Here is a 23,553-nt window from a genome sequence, read left to right on the forward strand (position 1 = left end):
AGGGCTGAAATGGGATTTTGTCATATATACCGGAACATTATACCGGATAGCGGGATGTGAAAAGTACGCCGTGTCAGGCAAAAATATATTTTTGATATAAAGGATAAAATCTGCAAATTGACACAACAAAAATTGTGAAAAATAACTGGAAAAATGCCTTCGGTTTCGATATAATAGAAAAAATAACCAATGGAGGATGAATATATGAGGAAAAAATATTTAGTATTTCTGCTTGCCGGATGTATGACCTTCAGCGCGCCCTCAATGGTATGGGCAACAGAGCAGACAACAGAAGCGGCTACAGAGGCGGCAGCAGGGGAAGCAGCTTCTCAGGCGGGGGAAACCGCAGATACTGCTTCGACATCCGGACTTGGAACAGATGTTTACAGCTTCCAGGTGGAATATGCAGGCAAGCTTATTCAGCTTCCTATGACTTATGACGAGTTCACGGCTCTTGGCTGGACCCTCAGTGAAAATGACAGTCCGGATACTATGGTTCCCACAGGTTCCTATGCAATGGTAACATTTAATAATGGTGAAGTAAGCGCTTATGTTAATGTGATCAATTTTGGTATTAATGAGGCAGCTGTCAAAGATTGTCTGGTAGCAGGGATCAAGCTTGATATGAGCTGGGGAGATACGGATCTGACTGCAACTCCTGTAAATCTTCCGGGCGGTATTTCCATGGGTGTTTCCAATATAGATGATATTAAGGCGGCATATGGCGAGCCAAGCGATGTTTATGACGGAGATCTCTATACAAAACTGACCTATGAAAAAGATTCCTACGAAAAGGTGGAACTTTATGTTTATAAAGAAACCAACACACTTCTCCAGGCTGATATCCGGAATTTTAAAGAGCCGGAAAATTTTGACAAAGGAAGCGTCAGTACAGAGGTACCGGAAATTGTAACAAATTATCAGGCTCCTGCAGCCCTGGGAAGTGATTTTATGGATCCGGAAGTGGAGTTCATGGGAAATCTTTACCGGCTTCCTGCTCCTGTATCAGTTTTTCTGGAAAATGGATGGGAAATGAAGGATGTTGCAGAGGATGCCTTTGTGGAAGGCGGCGGTGTGGAATTTATCGAGATGATGAAAGAGAATCAGACAGTAAGATTTTCTGTTCATAATCTGACAGAAAATGCAACTTCCATTGAAAACTGCTTTGTAACAGAACTTTCTTTTGGCGCCTATGACCCGGAGGTGCTTGCGCTGAAACTTTCAGAGGATATTACTCTCGGAGCAGATAAAAGCGAACTGATCGCCAAGGCAGGAGAGAGAGGATATCTTTATGAGGATAGCGATAACTATCTGACTATTTATCCCAACAAGGATTCCAAACTGGAGCATTCTGTACAGTTCTGGTTTAACGAGGAGGAAAGCACTACAAAGGTGGCGAGCATCACAGTTCATCATGAAATGGACAAACAATAAGATATCTGACCGCTTATCTGATCATCAGATAGGCGGTTTTTCTGTTATTTAGATAGAAGAAAACAGATCATATTTTCTATGCACTTTTCTGTACAGCAAAACTTTTATAAAACTTAAAAAAATATCGACACTTTTGTTAATTCGTGCTAAAGTATCTAAATAGCAAAAGAAAGAGAGGGTTGAAAATGATTGGAAACAGACGTTATTGGAAAACCTGTGCAAAGCAGATTTTAAGTGGAAAGTGGGGAATTGCCATTCTGGCAATGCTGGCGGCTCCGGCATTAAATACAATCGGGACTATGATCGCGATTCAGCTTTTCCCTGGAGGCTCATTTTTGTCCTGGTTGTTAAGTCAGGCTTTTCTGTTTATAGTTACTCTGCTTTCTATGGTACTAAGTACAGGGTATAATTATATGCTCCTGAATATGGCTCGCAGAAGAGAGTACAGATTTGGAAATCTGATTTATATGTTTAAAAAAGGGTCGGACGGAGTATTGTCAGCTGCGCTGATCGTTTCTTTGATCGATACAGTTCTTATGATTCCGTTTTATTATCTGGCAAATATGACTGCTCCGGCAGCAGAAACAGCGGAAGCAATTCTGGAGTGGAGTCAGCCGATCATGTACAGTTTAGTGGCGGCAACGGTTCTGGGAGTGGTAATAAAACTTCCCTTTGCCATAGCATTTTATATTCTTGCAGATAATCCGCAGATGCGCGGAATAGAAGCCCTGAAAAAAAGCGCATCTCTTATGAAAGGGCATATGGTACAGTATCTGATCCTTCAGATCAGCTTTATCCCTCTGATGTTTATCTCCGTACTGCTGATGTATGTGTTATTGCTGTGGGTAATGCCATATATATACGCTACCAATACCATATTCTATATGGATGTGATCGGAGAGCTGAAAGAAGAACAGAAAAAACATATACATGAGGTGACAGACTGGATTCCGAAAGAACTGGAAGATACTGCTGCAGATAAAGAGCTGCAGGAACAGCAAACAGGAGATGATTATAATTCAGAGGCATAGACTCTGATAAAAATATTTTTTGAGAAATATATGTAAATGAAACAACTGGAGGAAAATATGAACATTATTCAGATGATTACAAAGGAGCTTGGAGTAGAAGTCTGGCAGGTGGAAGCTGCTGTAAAGCTGATCGATGAGGGATGTACCATTCCGTTTATTTCCCGTTATCGTAAAGAAGCAACCGGTTCTTTAAATGACGAACAGCTTCGTTCTCTTCACGAGAGACTTCTGTATCTGAGAAATCTGGAAGATAAGAAAAATCAGGTGATCGGAAGTATTGAAGAGCAGGGAAAACTTACGCCGGAGCTGAAAAAACAGATTCTTGAAGCTCAGACTCTTGTAGTGGTAGAGGATTTATATCGTCCATACAGACCGAAACGGCGTACCCGCGCCATCATTGCCAGAGAAAAAGGACTGGAACCGCTGGCAAATATTCTGATGCTTCAGATGACAGATAAATCTCTGGAAAAAGAGGCAGAGGCTTTTGTATCAGAAGAAAAGGGCGTTGCAGATGTAAAGGCGGCTATTGACGGAGCAAAAGATATTCTGGCAGAACATATTTCTGATGAGGCAGATTACAGAATCTATATCCGTAAGCTGACTGCGCAGAAGGGAACCATTGTTTCTTCTGCCAGAAAGCCAGAGGAAAGCTCAGTGTATGAGATGTATTATGAATTTGAGGAGCCTGTAAAAAAACTTGCAGGTCACAGAGTTCTTGCGCTGAACCGTGGAGAAAAAGAAAAAATCCTTACCGTAAAGATCAATGCTCCTGAGGAAGAGATCCTGGGCTGGCTTATCCGTCAGGTAATTAAAAAAGACAATCCCAATACAACGCCTGTTCTGAAAGAGGTTGTGGAGGACAGCTACAAGCGCCTGATCGCTCCGGCCATTGAACGTGAGATAAGAAGTGAACTTACAGAAAAAGCAGAAGACGGAGCCATTCATGTATTTGGAAAAAATCTGGAACAGCTTCTTATGCAGCCTCCGATCATGGGAAAAGTGGTTCTGGGATGGGATCCTGCATTCCGTACCGGCTGTAAGCTGGCGGTGGTGGACGCCACAGGAAAAGTGCTTGATACAACAGTGATCTACCCTACAGCACCTACCTCTGATGCCAAGATCCGCGCGGCAAAGGATACCCTGAAAAAGCTGATCAAAAAATATGATATTTCTCTGATCTCTCTGGGAAATGGAACGGCATCCAGAGAGTCCGAACAGATCATTGTGGAGCTTCTGAAGGAGATTCCGCAGCAGGTTTCCTATGTGATCACCAATGAGGCCGGTGCATCCGTATACTCAGCAAGCAAGCTTGCCACAGAGGAGTTTCCTAATTTTGATGTAGGACAAAGAAGCGCGGCTTCTATTGCAAGGCGTCTTCAGGATCCTCTTGCAGAGCTGGTGAAGATCGATCCAAAATCCATTGGAGTGGGACAGTATCAGCATGATATGAACCAGAAAAAACTGGGAGAAGCTCTTGGAGGAGTGGTAGAGGACTGCGTAAATAAAGTGGGCGTAGACCTTAATACGGCTTCCGCTTCCCTTCTGGAATATATTTCCGGAATCAGCAAAGCGATTGCAAAAAATATCGTGGCATACAGAGAAGAAAACGGCCGTTTTAACAGCAGACGGGAACTTCTGAAAGTAGCGAAACTGGGACCGAAAGCCTTTGAGCAGTGTGCGGGATTTACCAGGATCACAGGAGGCAAAAATCCTCTTGATTCTACAAGTGTACACCCGGAAAGCTACGAGGCAGCTCAGAAGCTTCTGGAAAAGATGGGATTTACCACAGAGGATATTGCAGGAGGAAAACTGGGCGGAATTTCCCGTAAGATCAGTGATTATAAAAAGCTTTCAGAAGAACTGGGAGTGGGAGAGATCACACTGAGAGATATTGTGAAAGAGCTGGAAAAACCGGCGCGAGATCCCCGTGATGAAATGCCGAAACCGGTTCTTCGTACCGATGTTCTTGATCTGAAGGATCTGAAAGAAGGAATGATCCTGAAGGGAACTGTGAGAAATGTGATTGATTTCGGCGCTTTTGTGGATATCGGAGTTCATCAGGACGGACTTGTCCATATTTCAGAAATCAGTGAAAAATACATTAAACATCCCCTGGAAGCTGTCAGTGTAGGTGATGTGGTTGATGTTCGGGTACTGGGCGTTGATATGAAGAAAAAACGTATCAGCCTTTCTATGAGAGGGATTAAATAAAAACCATAGTCACAAATAATGTAAGTACTAAAAAAAAATTAGAAGATTGAAAAAATAGTTTGAATTTTCTGATTGTATTGACAATTTTCAACATTTTCGATATGATTAGGACATATGCAGAGAGGCGGAACGCAGACAGTGTTGTGCCTCTTTATGTATGTTTTATAAAATATGTTCATTGTGTTTCTTTGCAGTCAGAAGCACTGTGGATCAAAATGGAGGAAAAGGGAATGAAAAAAGCATTAGCAGTAGGTCTGGCAGCCGCTATGGCAGTTTCCATGACAGCGCCGGTGTATGCAGAAGGAAAAGGAGTTGCCAAAGAGGATCTGAAAGTTGGAATTATCTATATTGGTGATGAAAACGAAGGCTACAGTGCAGCTCATATGGCTGGTATTGACGAGATGGTTGAAAATCTGGGACTGGAAGAATCTCAGGTAATCGAAAAAACTCTGATTGGTGAGAATGAAGCATGTTATGACGCTGCCGCTGATCTGGCAGATCAGGGATGCCAGGTTGTGTTTGCAAATAGCTTCGGACATGAAACATATGTCCTTCAGGCGGCAGGAGAATATCCGGACGTCCAGTTCTGTCATGCAACAGGAACTCAGGCAAAGGCAAGCGGACTTGCAAATATGCATAACTATTTTACAAACATTTATGAGGCACGTTATGTTTCCGGTGTTGTTGCAGGACTGAAACTGAACGAGATGATCGAAGCCGGAGAAATCACAGAAGATAAGGCAAAAATAGGATATGTAGGCGCATTCCCATATGCAGAGGTTATTTCCGGATACACTTCTTTCTATCTTGGAGCAAAGAGCGTATGCCCTGCAGTTACTATGGAAGTAAAATATACAAATAGCTGGGCAAGCTTTGACCTGGAAAAAGAGTGTGCAGACGCACTTATCTCTGACGGATGTGTTCTGATCAGCCAGCACGCAGATACCACAGGCGCTCCTACCGCATGTGAGGCAGCAGGTGTTCCATGTGTAGGATACAATATTGATATGACTTCTGTTGCACCAAACACAGCTCTTACTTCTGCATCTATTAACTGGGGTGTATATTATACCTATGCAGTACAGTGCATTTTAGACGGAACAGAAATTGATGTTGACTGGTGCAAGGGATTCGCAGATGGCGCAGACAAACTGACACCACTCAATGAGAAGGCTGTTGCAGAAGGAACAGAAGAAAAGGTAAAAGAAGTAGAGGACGCAATTATTGACGGTTCTCTTCATGTATTTGACACTTCTACATTTACAGTTGACGGCAAAGAAGTTACTACTTACGAAAAAGATGGAACAGAGTATGTTTCCGACGGATATTTCCATGAGTCCGAATACGGATCTGCTCCGGTATTCGACCTTGCAATTGACGGAATTACATCTATCGTAGAGTAAGGAAGAGATACAGCGGAGCTGCTTGTCAGCAGCTCTGCTTTTTTATATGATGGAATATTTCCAAAGAAAACTTCTATTTTATAAAAAAGCAGAGCAATCTGTATAATAGTAAAATTTATTGTTCAATGCATCAAAGGAGGGAATAGAAGTGGGAGAGAATTATGCTCTTGAACTGAAACAGATCACCAAGCGTTTCGGTTCCGTTCTTGCAAATGACCATGTGGATCTGACCCTGAAAAAATCAGAGATCCTTGCGATCCTGGGAGAAAACGGAAGCGGAAAAACCACGCTGATGAATATGATCTATGGAATTTACTATCCGGATGAAGGACATATTCTGGTAGATGGAAAAGAAGTTACAATCCGTTCACCTAAGGATTCTTATGCACTGGGAATCGGTATGGTGCATCAGCATTTTAAGCTGGTGGATGTTCTGACCGCAGCAGAAAATATTGTTCTCGGTCTTCCGGGAAAAGCAATGCTGAATATGAAAAAGATCACAGAGGAAATTCAGGTTCTTGTTAATAAATATGGATTTGACCTGGATCTGTCCCAGAAGATCTATGAGATGTCTGTTTCTCAGAAACAGACAGTAGAAATTGTCAAAATGCTTTACAGAGGAGCAAGGATCCTGATCCTGGATGAGCCTACTGCTGTTCTTACACCTCAGGAAGCGGACAGACTGTTTGATATTCTCAGAAATATGAGAGATGACGGATGCTCCATTATTATTATCACTCATAAGCTTCAGGAGGTTCTGTCCCTTTCAGATCGTGTGGCGATCCTCAGAAAAGGCTGCTACATAGATACGGTAGAGACTTCCGGCGCAAGTGTTCAGAGTCTGTCAGAGATGATGGTAGGCGCCAAGGTGGACCTGGATATCGACCGTCCGGATCCGGTAAATCCGGAGAAACGCCTGGAGATTAAGGGGCTGACCTGCAAAGATAAAGAAGGCGTCAAAACACTGGATGATGTAGATCTTACGGTCAACAGTGGAGAAATCCTGGGTATTGCCGGAATTTCCGGAAGCGGACAGAAGGAACTTCTGGAAGCTATTGCAGGACTGCAGCCTACTGAAAGCGGAAGTATCCGGTTTACAGACAGCGACGGAAATGTGAAAGATCTGGCAAAAATGAATTCTGTGGAGATCCAGGAGCTTGGCGTAAGTCTTGCCTTTGTGCCTGAGGACCGTATCGGTATGGGTCTGGTAGGCGATATGGATATGACAGATAATATGATGCTGCGAAGCTATCACAATGGCAAAGGCGGTCTTCTGGACAGAAGAGGGCCAAGGCAGCTTGCCTCAGAGATCAAGGATCAGCTTGAAGTCATGACGCCAAGTATTTCAGCGCCTGTACGTCAGATGTCAGGCGGAAATGTACAGAAAGTACTGGTAGGACGCGAAATCGCACAGAATCCGAAGATTCTTATGGTAGCATATCCTACAAGGGGAATTGATATTAATTCTTCCCATACCATTTACAAACTTTTAAATGAGCAGAAAAAGCACGGAGTAGCAGTGATCTGCGTTATCGAGGATCTGGACGTACTTCTTGCTCTCAGCGACAGGATCGCTGTGCTCTGCGGCGGAAAAATAAGCGGAGTTGTAAATGGAAGAACTGCTACAAAAGAGGGAATTGGCCTTCTGATGACAAAACATGAAAAAGGAGGGGAGCAGTCATGAAAAGAGAACCTTTCTTAAAAATGGCCAAGCGTGAAAAGATCAGCTGGCAGAAACGGCTTCTGATTCGTTTTATTGCCCTTCTTCTGTCTCTGATCGTGTGCGCGGGCGTGATTTTTTTACTGGTAAGAATGAACCCCATGGATGTATATAAAGCGATCTGGGACGGCGCTTTAGGTTCTGAACGCCGTGTATGGATTACTCTTCGTGATACGATGGTTCTTCTGTGTATTGCAATCGGTCTGGCTCCGGCATTTAAAATGCGTTTCTGGAATATCGGTGCAGAAGGTCAGATTCTGGTAGGCGGAGCCTGTGCGGCAGCTGTGATGATCTATGCAGGGGACAGCATGTCTCCGGTACTCCTTCTTATTATAATGTTTGTATGCAGCGCGCTTGGCGGAATGATCTGGGGAATGATTCCCGGAGTGTTCAAAGCATACTGGAATACAAACGAAACACTGTTTACTCTGATGCTGAATTATGTTGCTATGCAGATCGTTACGTTCTGCATTGTGTTCTGGGAGAATCCCAAGGGCTCCAATACGGTGGGAATTATTAATCAGACCACTCAGGCAGGCTGGCTTCCGGAACTTTTCGGACAGAAATACGGATGGAATGTCCTGATCGTTCTTGTATTTACAGTTGTGATGTTTATTTACCTGAAATACAGCAAGCAGGGCTATGAGATTGCAGTCGTAGGTGAAAGTGAGAATACAGCAAGATATGCGGGAATCCGTGTAAAAAGAGTAATTATCCGTACCATGGCCATTTCCGGCGCTATCTGCGGTGTGGCAGGCTTTATTATTGTCAGCGGCGCAAGTCATACAATTTCCACTGCAACAGCAGACGGCAGAGGCTTTACAGCGATTATTGTTGCATGGCTTTCCAAGTTTAATACATTTATCATGCTGGCAGTATCCTTTGGCATCGTGTTTATGCAGCAGGGTGCAGTGCAGATCGCAACTCAGTACGGATTAAATGAAAATGCTTCCGATGTAATCCTTGGAATTATTCTGTTTTTCCTGATCGGAGCAGAGTTCTTTATTAACTATAAGGTTGAGCGCGCAAAGAAATAGGAGGAAGATGCAATGAGTGTTCTTATTATTTTTATTCAAAAAGCCATTGTCCAGGGCATCTGTATTCTGTATGGTGCGCTTGGCGAGATTATGACGGAAAAATCCGGAAACCTGAATCTGGGAATTCCGGGAATTATGTACATGGGCGGTATTTCCGGCCTTATGGGAGCATTTTTCTACGAAAAGGATAACCCCAATCCCAATGCTCTGGTGGGAGTTCTGATCTCACTTTTGTGTGCGTTTGTGGTTGCATCCCTTGGCGGACTGATCTACAGTGTCCTGACGATTACGCTCAGAGTAAACCAGAACGTAACCGGTCTTGCCCTTACTATTTTCGGTACCGGCTTCGGAAACTTTTTCGGCGGTTCTATTTTCAAGCTTGCAGGCGGTGTAGGACAGATTTCCGTAAAGGTTACAGGAAGCGCCTATACAGCCAAGATTCCGGGATTATCTGAAATTCCGGTGATCGGAGATCTTTTCTTCAGCTATGGATTTATGACGTATCTGTGTATCATTGCGGCAGTAGTCCTTTCTGTATTTTTGTTTAAAACAAGATATGGACTGAATCTCCGTGCCATCGGAGAGAACCCGGGAACTGCAGATGCGGCGGGAATCAATGTTACCAAGTATAAATATCTTTCTACCTGTATCGGAGCAGGACTTGCAGGTCTGGGCGGACTGTATTTCGTTATGGAGTATTCAGGCGGAACCTGGACAGACAACGGTTTTGGAGACAGAGGATGGCTAGCAGTTGCCCTTGTTATCTTTGCCCTGTGGAAACCGCTTAATGCCATCTGGGGTGCGTTTCTGTTTGGAGCACTCTACATCCTGTATCTTTATATCCCGGGACTGGGAAGAAGTATGCAGGAAGTATTTAAGGCTCTGCCTTATGTGGTTACGATTATTGTTCTTGTGTTTACCAGCTTCCGTAAAAAGAAGGAACACCAGCCTCCGGCAGGTCTGGGACTTCCGTACTTCAGGGAAGAACGCTAAAAAAGTATTGCAAATACATTTATACGGCAGTATAATAAAGCATATAAAAGGAAATTCTTCGGGGCAGGGTGACTGTGATCTGCATGATGCAGAAAGCGGAATTCCCTACCGGCGGTATAGTCCGCGACCCGCTATGAGCGGTTGATCTGGTGACCGGAAGCATCCGGAATTCCAGAACCGACAGTAAAGTCTGGATGAGAGAAGAACACGCTTGTTTTTACGTGCTCAGTGCCCCGGGAATATTTCCCGGGGTTTTTTGCGCAGCAGGAAATCAGTACGCAACCTGAGAGGAATTTTCTTTAAGAAGAAGGCTGTTATTCAGGACCTTCAAAAAAGAAAAGGAGAGATAAAGTATGAGTGAACAGGTTTTAAGAGGTGGGAATGTAATGGAGAGAAGTCGGACAAGGACACTGACACAGATTGCTATGCTGGGAGCTGTGGCAGGAGTACTGATGAACTTTGAGTTTCCGATTCCGTTTCTGGCGCCGTCTTTTTACCAGCTTGATTTTTCGGAGATTCCGGTACTGATAGGAAGCTTTGCCATGGGACCTCTGGCAGGTGTGGTGATCGAGCTGGTGAAGATTCTGGTACATCTTGTGACAAAGGGAACCATGACTGCAGGTGTGGGTGATGTGGCAAACTTTATTCTGGGATGTGCTTTTGTGATTCCGGCAGGCCTGATCTACCGTTTCCACCATATCAAAAGCAGAAAACATGCTGTAGAGGGAATGGCTGCAGGAACAGTTCTTACAACTGCGGCCGCTTGTCTGATGAACGCTTTTGTACTTCTCCCGGCATATGGAAAAGCTTTTGGAATGCCTGTGGAGGCATTTATTGAAATGGGGACAGCTGTAAATCCTTCTGTAAACAGTCTGCTTGGATTTGTGGCAATGATCATTGTTCCTTTTAATCTGTTTAAGTATACACTGACTTCCGTGATCGTGTTTTTTATTTATAAAAGGATCCGTGTTATTTTAAAAGGCGACTGAAAATAATATTGAAATAAAAAGAAAACAATCAGGGCTGAGGCTTTGGTTGTTTTCCTTTTGGGAAGAAAGAAGGAGGGTTTGCTATTAAGGTATATTTTCATCTTCCAGGATTGTTTGAATTTTACGAACTGTATCAGATATTTTTTCCGTTATACCGCAGGCACAGAGAATATTTTTATGACTGGTGTGAGATAGGCTCTGTATACGGAGCTCCGGCAGATTGTATCTGGGGCGGCGGCCGTGTAGGAGAGGGAAATCATGATCCGCAGGAGGTTTTAGCCCTGATGCAGGAATATGGGATTTCAGCCCGACTGACATTCAGTAATTCTCTGCTCAGGCAGGAACATCTTTTGGATAAAAAGTGTAATGCTCTTTGTGAAGTGTTTGCAAAAAAGGGACAAAATGGTGTGATTGTTCATTCAGACCTGCTTCTGGAATATTTAAAAATAAATTATCCGGAACTTTATTTTGTTTCGTCTACCACAAAGGTACTGACAGATTTTCAATTATTTATGAAGGAAGTCAACCGGGAGGATTTTCTTTATGCCGTACCGGATTTTCGTCTCAATAAGTCTTTTGATAAATGGAAAATTCTGTCCCAGAGCCAGAAAGACAAGGTGGAATTTTTATGTAATGAATGCTGCTGGTTTGGCTGTACAGACAGAAAAAGCTGTTATGAGACTGTGAGCCGTAAAAACCTTGGAGAGGACTGTCCGGAGCATCACTGTGCGGCTCCTGACGCCAGTTATGGCTACCGTTTTTCAAAGGCAATGGAAAATCCCGGATTTATCAGTATCGACGATATAAAAAATGTTTACATGCCAATGGGATTTTCTAATTTTAAGATAGAAGGACGGGGACTTGGCAGCGCTTTGATTCTGGAATTTTTGCTTTATTATATGACAAAACCGGAGTATCATATTCATATAAGAGAAAAGATATATTTAGATAACATGCTGGATTTATTTTAAAGGAGAAAATTAACAATGGGAAAGATACATAATGTAGAAAAACTTACCGACAATCGTTTTGTCAACCTGTATCATGTGGATGCAACCAGTGTACATAATACGCCGGTATCTTACTTTGTGGCGTCCAGAGCGAAAACAGTTAGTGAAATGAAGCTGAAAACAGGAAAAAACGATCCGGACGGCGTTATCATCTACAGCCTGTACGGAGAGAAAAAAGACAGGGTGGTTCTGATCCGCCAGTATCGCTATACCCTTGGCGGATATGTATACGAATTTCCTGCGGGACTGGTGGAAGCAGGGGAAGATTTTCACGAAGGGGCAGTCCGTGAAATGTATGAAGAGACAGGTCTTACCTTTACTCCGCTTCATGTGGATCCGGCCTTTGAAAAGCCTTATTTTACTACCGTAGGGCTTACGGATGAATCTTGCGCCACCGTTTATGGTTATGCTTCCGGTGAGATCAGTAAGGCAGCCCAGGAGGACAGCGAGGAGATTGAGGTGGTTCTGGCAGATCGGAATGAAGTAAGACGCATCCTGAAGGAAGAGCGTGTAGCCATCATGTGCGCTTATATGCTGATGCATTTTTTGAAAGATGAAGAACCGTTCGAATTTCTGAATGAAGAAATATAGCTTGACAAATGCGAGAAAAACATGCTATAGTTTTTATGGTTATAAAAGCTATAGTGTGTTACTCTTTGGGAGGCATTAACTATACATAACAAGAAGTGTTTATGTGTAGTAGTGTCTTTTTTTATACAAAAAACCGGTTGAAACAGGATACAGCTGCGTATACTCACTTCTTAGATGATAATAAAAATAAGAAGGAGTAAAGTAAGAATGAAAGACAAAATTTTCAGTGTTCTTCAGCGTATAGGACGAAGCTTTATGCTCCCTATCGCCATCCTTCCGGTAGCAGGCCTTCTGCTGGGTATCGGAAGTTCGTTTACGAACGCAACCACTATTGAAACTTATGGATTAACAAAAATTCTGGGAGATGGAACCATTCTCCACTATCTTCTCATGATTATGAATAAGGTAGGAAGCGCTGTTTTTGACAACCTGCCTTTGATTTTTGCAGTAGGCGTTGCCATTGGGATGGCAAAAAAAGAGAAAGAGGTTTCCGCTCTTTCTGCAGTAATTGCTTATTTTGTTATGAATACAGCAATCAACGCCATGCTTATCAACAACGGACTGATTCTTGAAAATGGAGAGATTGCAGAATCTGTCCTTGAGGGAACAATTACTTCCGTCTGCGGTATTCAGTCTCTTCAGATGGGCGTATTTGGAGGAATTATTGTAGGCCTTGGAGTGGCGGCTCTTCATAATCGCTTTTATAGAATCCAGCTTCCAAGCGCATTGTCTTTCTTTGGAGGAACAAGATTTGTTCCTATTATTTCTACGATCGTATACATGTTTGTGGGAATTTTGATGTATTTTGTATGGCCGGCAGTTCAGAATGGTATTTTTGCACTGGGTGGTCTTGTGACAGGTTCCGGATATGCGGGAACGCTGATCTTTGGTCTCATTAAGAGAGCGCTGATCCCGTTTGGACTGCATCACGTATTCTATATGCCTTTCTGGCAGACTGCAGTTGGCGGCACTATGGAAGTGGCAGGTCAGATGGTACAGGGTGGACAGAATATCTTTTTTGCACAGCTGGCTGATTCCGCAAATATTGCACATTTCAGTGCAGATGCTACCAGATATTTTTCCGGCGAGTTTATTTTTATGATCTTTGGTCTTCCCGGCGCAGCGCTGGCTATGTATCAGTGCGCGAAGCCTGAAAAGAAAAAAGCAGCAGGCGGTCTTCTCCTTTCTGCAGCTCTGGCATGTATGGCAACAGGTATCACAGAGCCACTGGAATTTTCTTTCCTGTTTGTAGCGCCGGCTCTTTTTGCAGTACAGGTGATCCTTGCAGGTTCTGCTTATATGATCGCTCATATGCTGAATGTTGCGGTAGGTCTTACTTTTTCCGGCGGATTTCTTGACTTTTTCCTGTTTGGTATTCTTCAGGGAAATGAAAAGACCAGCTGGCTTCGAGTAATCCCTGTAGGTATTATCTACTTCCTTTTATACTATTTTATTTTTAAATTCATGATCCGGAAATTTGATTTCAAAACTCCTGGACGTGAAGAAGACGATGTGGAAACAAAACTTTATACAAAGGCAGACGTGAATGCCAGAAAAGCTGCAGCCGGAGAGGTACAGGCTTCAGACAGTGAGGATCCGGTCAGCGAGGCGATCACCAGAGGCCTTGGCGGCAAAAAGAATATCAGTGATGTGGACTGTTGTGCAACAAGGCTTCGTTGTACGATCCACGATGCTTCCAGGGTCAATGACAGCATCCTGAAAGCAACAGGAGCTTCCGGCGTAGTCCATAAAGGAAATGGAGTGCAGGTTATTTACGGACCAAATGTGACGGTGATTAAATCTAATCTGGAGGATTATCTGGAAAAAGCTCCGGATACCTATGCAGAAACAGAGGAAGCAGGAGAAACAAAGCAGGAAGAAACAAAGAATACAGAAACAGAGAAAAAGGTTGTAAAACGCATCGTGATCTCCAGCCCTGTTACCGGAATGGCAGCGGATCTGGGAACAGCTCCTGACGAAGCTTTTGCACAGAAGATGATGGGAGACGGCGCCGTAGTAACACCTGAGGAAGCATTTGTATGTGCTCCGGAGGATGGAGAAGTTGCTTTTGTATTTGACACAAAGCATGCTATTGGATATATGACAGATTCCGGGATCAGCCTCCTGATCCACGTAGGAATCGATACAGTAAAATTAAATGGAGAGGGATTTGAGGTTCTGGTGGAAAACGGACAGAAGGTAAAAAAAGGTCAGCCTATGCTGAAGCTGGATCTGGATTATCTGAAAGCCAATGCGCCGTCTCTGGCGACGCCGGTTCTCTGTACGGAGCTTGAAGACGATCAGAGGATCCGTCTTCTGAAAGAGGGACCGGTGAAAGCAGGAGAACCACTGTTTGAGGTGGAAGTGCTGAACTAGGATCCGATGGGGAAAGATACGGATGATGTACAGGATAGTGAAGGTTTTAAATCATAATACATTTATTGGGATTCGAAGTAAAGATAAGTGTAAATGTCTGATCATGGGAAAGGGCATTGCTTTCGGCAGAAAGGTGAGCGAAAGTATTTCCGTGGGAGAAGATGCAAAAGTCTACACGCTGACGGAACTTACGGAAAGAGGATCAGCAGAAGAGATCATTCGCTCCGTTCCTCCGGAGTGCCTGGAGCTGGCAGGAGAGATCCTTGATCATGCAGAAAAAGTATTTGGTCAGATTGATCGTTCTATTTTATTCCCTATGGCAGATCACCTTGCTTTTGCTGTACAGCGTATCCGAAACCAGGAACAGATTAGTAATCCTCTTACGGAGGATATACGGATCCTGTTCCATCAGGAATACAAGGTTGCCAAGTGTGCCGAACAGCTTCTCAGGGAAAGGCTTCATGTGGAAATTGATGAGCATGAGATCGGATATATTGCCCTTCATGTTCATGCAGCTATCGAAGATCAGAAAGTTTCCCAGGCCATGCAGCTGACCAGGGCGGTAAGAGACTGTATCTCTCTGGTAGAAAAACAGACAGGGACCACCATTGACGTAATGTCTCTTTCTTATAACAGGCTGATGAACCATATCCGTTATATGGTGGCACGCGCTCTCAGCGGGGAAAAACTGAAGGTAAATATGAACGATTATATTTCCATACGTTTTCCAAAAGCATTCGATATGGCATCCCAGGTGTGCGGAGAAATGATGAAAAATCTGAAGATCTGCCTGGATGATGTGGAGGTCGGATATCTTGCCATGCATCTGGAACGTGTGATGGATACGGAATTAAAGTAAGTGTTCATGCGGCTCGTTGCTGTAAAGGTCGTGAACAGCAATGAATTGAATGATGATATGCAGAGTACTTTTTAAAATACTATGGTAAAAAAGATAGATATAATGTAAAATAAAACAAAAAACAAAAAATGGAGGAATATCATGAAATCATTTGAGTACACAATTAAAGACGAACTGGGAATCCATGCAAGACCGGCAGGACTTCTTGCAAAAGAGGCTAAAAAATACAGCTCTGTATGTATGATCGAAAAAGGTGGCAAAAGCGTAAAACTTTCTCAGCTCATGATGCTGATGTCTCTTGGTGCGAAACAGGGAGATCTTGTTAAGGTGACTGCAGAGGGTGAAGATGAGGATACTGCTATTGCAGAACTGGAGAAATTCTTTAACGAAAATCTCTAATCACAAAATATAGAAGCCACAGGTCAGGGAGGAAAAAAGTATGCAGAGTTTCCAGGGAAAATCCGTATATAAAGGAATTGTAATGGGACCGGTAGTCGTCCTCAAAAAGAATGATTATCAGGTAAAGAGATCCAGGATCGAGGATGCAGATGCTGAGACCAGCCGTGTTCAGGAGGCAGTAAAGCGTTCTCAGGAACAGCTTCAGAAGCTTTATGACAAGGCACTGAAAGAAGTCGGAGAGGCAAGCGCGGCTATTTTTGAAGTACATCAGATGATGCTGGAGGATGAGGATTATCTGGAGGCTATTCAGAATATGATCCAGACAGAAATGGTAAACGCAGAATATGCGGTTGCAGTAACAGGGGATAACTTCTCTCAGATGTTTGCATCTATGGATGATGATTATATGAAAGCCCGTGCAGCAGACATCAAGGACATTTCAGAACGTCTGGTCCGCAATCTCAGCGGACAGGAAGATGCAGACTTAAGTGACATCGATCCGTCTGTCATTGTAGCGGATGATCTGAGTCCCAGTGAAACTGTTCAGATGGATAAGGAAAAGATCCTTGCTTTTGTTACGGTTCATGGTTCCACCAACTCTCATACTGCGATCCTTGCCCGTATGATGAATATTCCGGCGCTGATCGGAGTTCCTCTTGCACTTGACGAACTGAAAAATGGTACGACTGCAGTAGTAGACGGATTTACCGGACAGGTAACTTTTGAGCCGGATGAAGAAACTCAGGCAGCCACACTTAAAAGAGTTCAGGAAGAAAAAGAGAAACTTGCTCTTCTGCAGGAACTGAAAGGAAAAGAAAATATCACACTTGATGGTAAAAAGATCAATATCTATGCAAATATCGGAAGTGTTGGAGATATCGGCTATGTTCTGGAGAATGATGCAGGCGGTATCGGACTTTTCAGAAGTGAATTCCTGTATTTAGGCAGAAATGATTTTCCTACAGAGGAAGAACAGTTCCAGGCATATAAGCAGGTTGTGCAGACTATGGCCGGTAAGAAGGTCATTATCCGTACCCTTGATATCGGGGCGGATAAGCAGGTGGACTATTTTAATCTTGGAAATGAAGAGAATCCGGCACTGGGATACCGTGCGATCCGTATCTGTCTGAAGCAGCCGGATATCTTTAAAACTCAGCTGAGAGCTCTTTTCCGTGCAGCTGTATACGGTAACCTTTCTATCATGTATCCAATGATCACTTCTGTTGAGGAAGTGGAAAAGATCTATGAGATTGTGAAAGAGGTGGAGATCGAGCTGAAAGCCCAGGAAATTCAGTACAGGATTCCGGAACAGGGAATTATGATCGAGACTCCGGCAGCTGTTATGATCAGCGACCGTCTGGCTGAGATGGTAGACTTTTTCAGCATCGGAACAAATGACCTGACTCAGTATACTCTGGCGATCGACCGTCAGAACGAAAAACTGGATGATTTTTACAATCCGCATCATGAAGCAGTTCTGCGGATGATACAGATGGTTGTAGACAATGCACATAAATGCGGCAAATGGGCAGGTATCTGTGGGGAGCTGGGCGCTGACCTGACTCTGACAGAGAAGTTTGTCCGTATGGGACTGGATGAGCTGTCCGTGGCTCCGTCCATGATTCTGAAACTCCGCAAGATCGTCCGGGAAATGAAAGCAGAAGATTGAATATAGAGATTGTTAACAGGTATCGAAGCCAGATATTTTTACTATATGTTAATATCTGTCATAAAAGCTTTTTGCGAGACATCGGAACTGTGTTCCGGTGTCTTTTTGCAGTTAATATTTCGGATATGCTTATTTATTGTATGATTTCATATTATATGAAACTGAGATTTATAAAAACATATGTGGTAAGAGTAAATATGCCTCGAGATTCTTCGACAAAACTTGACAGGATTCTCCATATGAAATACAATGTTCCCTAACTGAAAAGGGAATTTACAGAAAAGGAGACAACCATGGTCTATTCGTTTTATCAACTGCTCTGGCTGTACATGATTTATTCGTTTATAGGCTGGTGCGGAGAAGTTGTTGTGGCAGCAGTAAAAAGACACCGTTTTGTAAACCGGGGGGCAGTCAGCGGCCCTTTTTGTCCGATTTATGGTCTGGGAGCTGCTGTGGTGGCTGTATTCTTTCCGGAGCTTAAAGGAAATCCGCTTTTTCTGTTTTTGGGCGGAATGGTAGTCAATACCTTTGTGGAATATGTGACAGGCCGTATTATGGAGATGAGCCTTCATAAAAAATGGTGGGATTATTCAGACCAGAAATTCAATCTGGGAGGATATGTATGCCTGAAAACCTCGGTTCTCTGGGGAATTTGTACCGTTCTTATGATTTATGTGCTGAACCCTGTATTTACCGGACTTGTGGGACTGATTCCAAAGCTCTGGGGAGAAATTATCCTGTGGGTGCTTTTTGGCCTGCTTATTGTAGATTTTATTGGAACAGTGATTGCTGTCTGGGGGCTGAAAAAGAAAAACGGTCGGATCGATCAGATCAGAGAAGGCCTTGGACGTACTTCAAAGCTTCTTGAAAATACCATGACCAGACGGCTTCAGGCGCGTATGATCAAAGCGTATCCCAATCTTGAGAAGGATGAAAAGGAGGATGTGTTTGCTTCCGGATGCGGTTTTTATAAGCTGGCCTGTCTGTTCTTTATCGGAGCCTTTCTCGGAGATATTACAGAGACTGTTTTCTGTCGTTTTTCCATGGGAAGATGGATGAGCCGCAGCAGTGTGGTATTTGGGCCGTTCAGTATTGTATGGGGACTTGGCTGCGCCATGCTTACCTGGATCTTGTACAGATACAGGGAACAAAGTGACCGAAGACTGTTTCTTTGCGGGACGATTCTCGGCGGCGCCTATGAGTACATCTGCAGTGTGTTTACAGAAATTGTGTTTGGAACTGTATTCTGGGATTACAGTAAAATTCCCTTTAATCTGGGCGGAAGGATCAATCTTCTGTATTGTTTTTTCTGGGGATTTGCAGCTATTATCTGGATGAAGGGTATTTATCCGTTTTTGTCCAGATGGATTGAAAAAATTCCGGTACGGATTGGAAAGCCTTTATGTATGATCATGGTTTTTTTTATGAGCGTAAATATAGCACTGTCCGGACTGGCTCTTGATCGGTATTCCAAAAGACATGATGGCCTTCCGGCAAAAAATGCTGTGGGAGAGCTGATGGATGACTGGTTCCCGGATCCTTATATGGAAAAGGTTTATCCGAATATTAAATTCAGGTAGGATAAAAGCCCTTTTGTGTCGGCAGAAATGCAGACATGAAAGGGCTTTTTTGGCAGCTTTATTTCTTTTTCTTTTCCAGATATTCATTCAGAGTGGCATTGGAAATGTCAGTGATAAACATATGGCCTGGCGCGTGAGTGATAACAATGGGCGGCTTTGCATTTTCAACAGCTGCCTGAGGTGTGACACCGCAGGGCCAGAACACAGGAATCTCTCCCGGGTAGATATCTACAGCCTCTCCGTAGTCCGGGTTCATGATATCGGTAACGCCGATTGCTTCCGGATCTCCCATTTGTACAGGGGCGCCATGAACATTTGGCATTTTTTCAGTGATCTCATAGGCTTTCTTTGCATTTTCCGGAGTCATTGGACGCATGGAGCATACCATAGGCCCGGAAAAAGGTCCGACAGGGACAGTCTGGATACTGGTTTTAAACATGGGGACATTCCGCCCCTGCGCAATGTGGCGGACTTCGATTCCTTCACGGATCAGCGCCTCCTCAAAAGAGAAGGAACAGCCGATCAGAAAGCCGACATATCCTTCTTTCCAGTATTGAGATGCATCAGTGATTTCCTTTGTAAATACTCCGTTTTCATAAATGCGGTATCTGGGGATATCTGTGCAGATATTTCCGCCTTCTCCCATATCATGAGTTTCAGGAGTGCCTTTGATGATTTCCAGAACCGGACAGGGAAAGGGATTTTTTGCTGTAAATTCTTCAAAATCTGCTGCATACTCCGGCGGCAGAATAACAAGATTTGCCTGGGCATAACCCCTGCACATTCCGGCTGTGGGAAAATCAATTTTACCCTGTCTGATCAGACTGCGGACTTGTGAGGGGGCCATATCTATATATGGTGTAATATCAAATGCCATAAAAGAGTCCTCCTTTTTTACGTTAATGTATAAAAATACTATATAGGAAAATAATGGAAAATGCAATCCTGTGTTGTCAGGGAGTGTTGATGTGGATAAGTCAGGTATATTAATAAAAGATTGGTGCATAAAATAAAAAGAAAGCAGCAGAAGGCGGCAGTTATGGCAGACCAGAAGCTTGATAATCTTTTAAATCTCGCCTTAGATTCTACAGAAGAGGAACGGAAAAAGTCAGGGAATTTGAATATCGGATACGAAGAACGGTCCGGAAACTGGGATATCATAGTAAAATATAGTGGTGATGCAGAGGCATTGTCAGGAGAAAGAATCCGGACAGTGCCTCTTTTGGGTGGATATGCAGTGGTGAATCTTCCGGAAGAAGAGATTCCGGAGTTTGCATCAAGACCACAGATAGAGTTTGCAGAGATTCCAAAGCGGTTGTATTTTCAGGTGAACCAGGCGCTGGATGCCGCCTGCATCCGCCCGGTTCAGGAGGGATATTTTCCGGGAGCTGCGCAGACAGGAAATACAGCAGACCGCATGCCTGAACAGATAACTGGCAATATTTCAGGGGGGAAACAGGGGCTTTCCGGGCAGGGAGTGCTTGTGGGAATCGTGGACTCCGGGGTGGACTGGCAGCATCCTGATTTTTGCAATGAAGACGGCACAAGCAGAATCCTGCGGTTATGGGATCAGAGCCTTCTGGCAAAGCCCGGAGAAAATCCCCCGGAGGGATATGCAGCAGGAGTGGAATATACAAAAACAGATATCGACAGGGCATTGAGACTTTCCAGGGCAGAAGGAAAACAAATTGTTCGGGAACAGGACTTCAGCGGTCATGGAACCTCTGTTCTCGGAATTGCGGCAGGAAATGGCAGAGCTTCCGGAGGTGTGAACCGGGGAGTGGCTTATACCAGTGATATTATTGCCGTAAAAATGGGAATGCCCGGAGAGAATTCTTTTCCAAGAACAGCAGAGCTGATGCAGGGAGTTGATTATCTGGTCCGGCAGGCGGCAGAGCTTGGAAGACCAATGGCTGTTAATATCAGCTTTGGGAATAATTATGGATCCCACAGAGGAGATTCGCTTCTGGAGACATATTTAAGCAACGTATCTGATGCAGGAAGGACAGTGATCTGCGTGGGGACGGGAAATAATGGAAATGACAGCGTTCATACAGCAGGAATCCTGGAAACAGGTACGCAGGCAGAAATTCCATTCAGTGTCAGCCCCCGGGAGCCGGTGCTTAATGTACAGCTGTGGAAATCTTACGCAGATGAAATAGAAATTTCTCTTGTGACTCCTTCAGGAGAAAGGATAGGGCCTCTGTCTGAACAGATTGGAACTCAGAGATATCAGGCCGGAGAAACAGAGCTTCTGATCTATTATGGAAAACCAGGCCCTTTCCAGGTGACTCAGGAAATATATTTTGACTTTATTCCGAGAGGAGCTTATATTACAGGAGGTGTGTGGAAAATTCAGCTTCGGGGACGAAGGATCAAAGACGGCAGTTATCAGCTTTGGCTGCCGGGGGGAAGGGTTTTGAATCCGGCAACCGGATTTTATTATCCGAAGGCAGAGGAAACGCTTACGATTCCCTCTACTGCAGCTAAGGTAATTACAGTAGGAGCCTATGATTCCAGACTGAATGCCCCGGCAGATTTTTCAGGAAGAGGCGGGGGCAGCCTTTTTTATCCAAAGCCGGATCTGGCTGCGCCGGGAGTGGAAATTACAGCGCCGGTTCCCGGCGGAGGATATGGAACCGTAACCGGAACTTCGTTTGCTGCGCCTTTTGTTACAGGCTCGGCAGCGCTTTTGATGGAGTGGGGGATCGTCAGGAGAAATGATCCTTTTCTCTGGGGAGAAAAGGTGAAGGCTTATTTAAGACGAGGCGCGCAGCCCCTGCCGGGATTTGATAAATATCCTGATAATCAGGTGGGGTATGGGGAGGACGTTATAATAAGGTTACATTGAAGAAAGTCAGTAAAATCAAGTGTTTCCGTTCATTTTCCCAACACAGAAACGAAGCACTTTCACCATGATTTTGAAGAAAATCTGCCCGGGTTGGATTCAAAATGATATGGAAAGAAAGATTTGTAGCAATGACGTAACATGAATATCTGGTTTTGTTACAGATAAAAGCTTAAACGAAAGAGAGGTCACAGTAATATGAAACTGACTTATACAAATGTAAATGGATACCTGATTCCCAATCTCACCTATAAATCTGGTGAGCAGATGGAGCAGCTTGGCAAATATGGATTTTTACGCAGAGATTATCTGAAGGACCATCGAAATTCAACGTATCAGGTGATGCTTTTACAGGATACCATTGGAGAGTATCTTCTGGAAGTGGACAAGGCAGCCAGGGAACGGGAGGAAGTGATTCTGAAACAGTTGGAAGAAAAAGAACCACTGCCGGATAAGGAAAAAGATCAGATGGCATGGGTAAGAGCTGCCAATCAGCACAGAGCGATTGCAGAAGAGATTATCCTGAAAGAATTGATTTATGTATAAGGATTGCCAGTAACCAATCTGGCAGGTAACTGATAAAAATAGAATATTGTGAGCGAAGTAAGGCGTGAGTCATAAAATATGGCTTGCGTCTTTTTCTTTGCCTGAAAGGAAGTGATAAGTTTGAACAAGAAGTTTTTGAAGCATTATATGGAAACCAATCCAGAAGGGACAGCACAAACCTATATCTTTCTGGTGGACAATCAGGATATAGCGTTGAATATTGTAATGTCAGGATATCAGGCAATCTGTCTGGTGCAGGAAGATGACGGATATTATTTCAGTGCAGATTCTTTTATAGAGGAAATGAGGTCTATTCAGTTTACTGGAAGCTGTCAGAGTGCCTATCATTATGTGGCTGCCTGTACAGTGAAGTGGATGAATGATAAGTTACAGACATTTTTCAAAGATGCTGGTCTCGACGGAAAAGCAGGCTGGCAGTTGTTCAAAGAGAAAGAGTATCTTGGCAAACTGGATAATCAGAAAGAAGTTGAGAAATTACTGGAACAGTATATTCTACGTTTTGAACGAGATCCGAGAGAAGAACCGGAACTGAGTCGTTTTCACTTATTTGATGGACAGGGAAAAATATAAATCGTACACCAGAGCAGTTGTAGTTGCTTTAAACGATTATTTTTCCAGAGAGTACAGGAATGAAGCAGATCCGTATCTGGAAACCAGAGAAAAGGAAGATGCGTTTTTGGAAAGAGTGGAAACAGCTATCCGGGATGGAGTAAAAGAATCCGTCCCGATGGCTATGGCGAAGAACCTGCTGGAAATACTTGCACCGTTTGTAAAAGAATCGGTGGGTGGAAGCAACCTGACAAATGGGACACTGACAGTGGAGAAAATAGATTAAT

The 23,553-nt window shown here is 43.8% G+C and carries 20 protein-coding genes and 1 riboswitch; of the genes, 19 read left to right on the forward strand and 1 reads right to left on the reverse strand.

Annotation, left to right across the window (positions count from 1 at the left end; genetic code table 11):
- Positions 1–204: 204 nt before the first annotated feature.
- From LU279_RS00445 to LU279_RS00515, 15 genes are all read left to right on the forward strand, one after another.
- Complete coding sequence (locus tag LU279_RS00445; protein WP_274419974.1) at positions 205–1,434, forward strand: hypothetical protein; 1,230 nt, start codon at positions 205–207, stop codon at positions 1,432–1,434.
- A 185-nt stretch (positions 1,435–1,619) separates the two neighbouring features.
- Complete coding sequence (locus LU279_RS00450) at positions 1,620–2,465, forward strand: DUF975 family protein (protein ID WP_274419975.1); 846 nt, start codon at positions 1,620–1,622, stop codon at positions 2,463–2,465.
- 57 nt (positions 2,466–2,522) lie between these two features.
- Complete coding sequence (locus tag LU279_RS00455) at positions 2,523–4,676, forward strand: Tex family protein (protein ID WP_274419977.1); 2,154 nt, start codon at positions 2,523–2,525, stop codon at positions 4,674–4,676.
- Positions 4,677–4,942: 266 nt separating this feature from the next.
- Positions 4,943–6,079, forward strand: coding sequence for a BMP family ABC transporter substrate-binding protein (locus LU279_RS00460; RefSeq protein WP_442870137.1), 1,137 nt, complete (start codon positions 4,943–4,945; stop codon positions 6,077–6,079).
- Between the two features lie 148 nt (positions 6,080–6,227).
- Positions 6,228–7,763, forward strand: a complete 1,536-nt coding sequence (locus tag LU279_RS00465; protein ID WP_274419981.1) for an ABC transporter ATP-binding protein — start codon at positions 6,228–6,230, stop codon at positions 7,761–7,763.
- Entirely contained in the window at positions 7,760–8,836 is a 1,077-nt protein-coding gene (locus LU279_RS00470) for an ABC transporter permease (RefSeq protein WP_022067273.1), read from the forward strand. The genes LU279_RS00465 and LU279_RS00470 overlap by 4 nt, the downstream gene beginning before the upstream one ends.
- Positions 8,837–8,848: 12 nt before the next feature.
- Positions 8,849–9,829, forward strand: a complete 981-nt coding sequence (locus tag LU279_RS00475; protein ID WP_274419986.1) for an ABC transporter permease — start codon at positions 8,849–8,851, stop codon at positions 9,827–9,829.
- A 50-nt stretch (positions 9,830–9,879) separates the two neighbouring features.
- Positions 9,880–10,039, forward strand: a riboswitch (FMN riboswitch).
- 143 nt (positions 10,040–10,182) lie between these two features.
- Positions 10,183–10,818: an ECF transporter S component gene (locus tag LU279_RS00480; RefSeq protein WP_022067271.1), complete on the forward strand. Its 636-nt coding sequence runs from the start codon at positions 10,183–10,185 to the stop codon at positions 10,816–10,818.
- Between the two features lie 83 nt (positions 10,819–10,901).
- Positions 10,902–11,789, forward strand: coding sequence for a hypothetical protein (locus tag LU279_RS00485; protein ID WP_147598484.1), 888 nt, complete (start codon positions 10,902–10,904; stop codon positions 11,787–11,789).
- Positions 11,790–11,804: 15 nt separating this feature from the next.
- Positions 11,805–12,419, forward strand: coding sequence for an NUDIX hydrolase (locus LU279_RS00490; protein ID WP_022067269.1), 615 nt, complete (start codon positions 11,805–11,807; stop codon positions 12,417–12,419).
- A 207-nt stretch (positions 12,420–12,626) separates the two neighbouring features.
- Complete coding sequence (locus tag LU279_RS00495; RefSeq protein ID WP_178709744.1) at positions 12,627–14,795, forward strand: PTS transporter subunit IIABC; 2,169 nt, start codon at positions 12,627–12,629, stop codon at positions 14,793–14,795.
- Between the two features lie 22 nt (positions 14,796–14,817).
- Positions 14,818–15,654, forward strand: coding sequence for a PRD domain-containing protein (locus LU279_RS00500; protein WP_022067267.1), 837 nt, complete (start codon positions 14,818–14,820; stop codon positions 15,652–15,654).
- Positions 15,655–15,795: 141 nt separating this feature from the next.
- Positions 15,796–16,053: an HPr family phosphocarrier protein gene (locus LU279_RS00505; RefSeq protein ID WP_022067266.1), complete on the forward strand. Its 258-nt coding sequence runs from the start codon at positions 15,796–15,798 to the stop codon at positions 16,051–16,053.
- A 40-nt stretch (positions 16,054–16,093) separates the two neighbouring features.
- Positions 16,094–17,722, forward strand: a complete 1,629-nt coding sequence (ptsP, locus tag LU279_RS00510) for a phosphoenolpyruvate--protein phosphotransferase (RefSeq protein WP_022067265.1) — start codon at positions 16,094–16,096, stop codon at positions 17,720–17,722.
- 293 nt (positions 17,723–18,015) lie between these two features.
- Entirely contained in the window at positions 18,016–19,302 is a 1,287-nt protein-coding gene (locus LU279_RS00515) for a putative ABC transporter permease (protein WP_147598482.1), read from the forward strand.
- A 58-nt stretch (positions 19,303–19,360) separates the two neighbouring features.
- Here the strand turns inward: LU279_RS00515 and LU279_RS00520 are convergent, their stop codons facing one another.
- Positions 19,361–20,179, reverse strand: coding sequence for a putative hydro-lyase (locus LU279_RS00520; protein ID WP_022067263.1), 819 nt, complete (start codon positions 20,177–20,179; stop codon positions 19,361–19,363).
- Positions 20,180–20,341: 162 nt separating this feature from the next.
- Here LU279_RS00520 and LU279_RS00525 point away from each other — a divergent pair, with 162 nt between their 5' ends.
- The 4 genes from LU279_RS00525 (at position 20,342) to LU279_RS00540 (ending at position 23,552) form a co-directional block, all read left to right on the forward strand.
- A complete protein-coding gene (locus LU279_RS00525; protein ID WP_274419994.1) occupies positions 20,342–22,153 on the forward strand; it encodes a S8 family peptidase in 1,812 nt (603 codons plus the stop codon).
- A 195-nt stretch (positions 22,154–22,348) separates the two neighbouring features.
- Complete coding sequence (locus LU279_RS00530) at positions 22,349–22,696, forward strand: TnpV protein (protein WP_119239661.1); 348 nt, start codon at positions 22,349–22,351, stop codon at positions 22,694–22,696.
- A gap of 120 nt (positions 22,697–22,816) precedes the next feature.
- A complete protein-coding gene (locus LU279_RS00535; RefSeq protein ID WP_243270980.1) occupies positions 22,817–23,287 on the forward strand; it encodes a hypothetical protein in 471 nt (156 codons plus the stop codon).
- Positions 23,268–23,552, forward strand: coding sequence for a hypothetical protein (locus tag LU279_RS00540; protein ID WP_243270979.1), 285 nt, complete (start codon positions 23,268–23,270; stop codon positions 23,550–23,552). The genes LU279_RS00535 and LU279_RS00540 overlap by 20 nt, the downstream gene beginning before the upstream one ends.
- Position 23,553 lies beyond the last annotated feature (1 nt).

The sequence above is a fragment of the Blautia sp. XA-2221 genome, from assembly GCF_028767025.1.
In the GTDB taxonomy this organism is placed as follows: Bacteria; Bacillota; Clostridia; order Lachnospirales; family Lachnospiraceae; genus Blautia_A.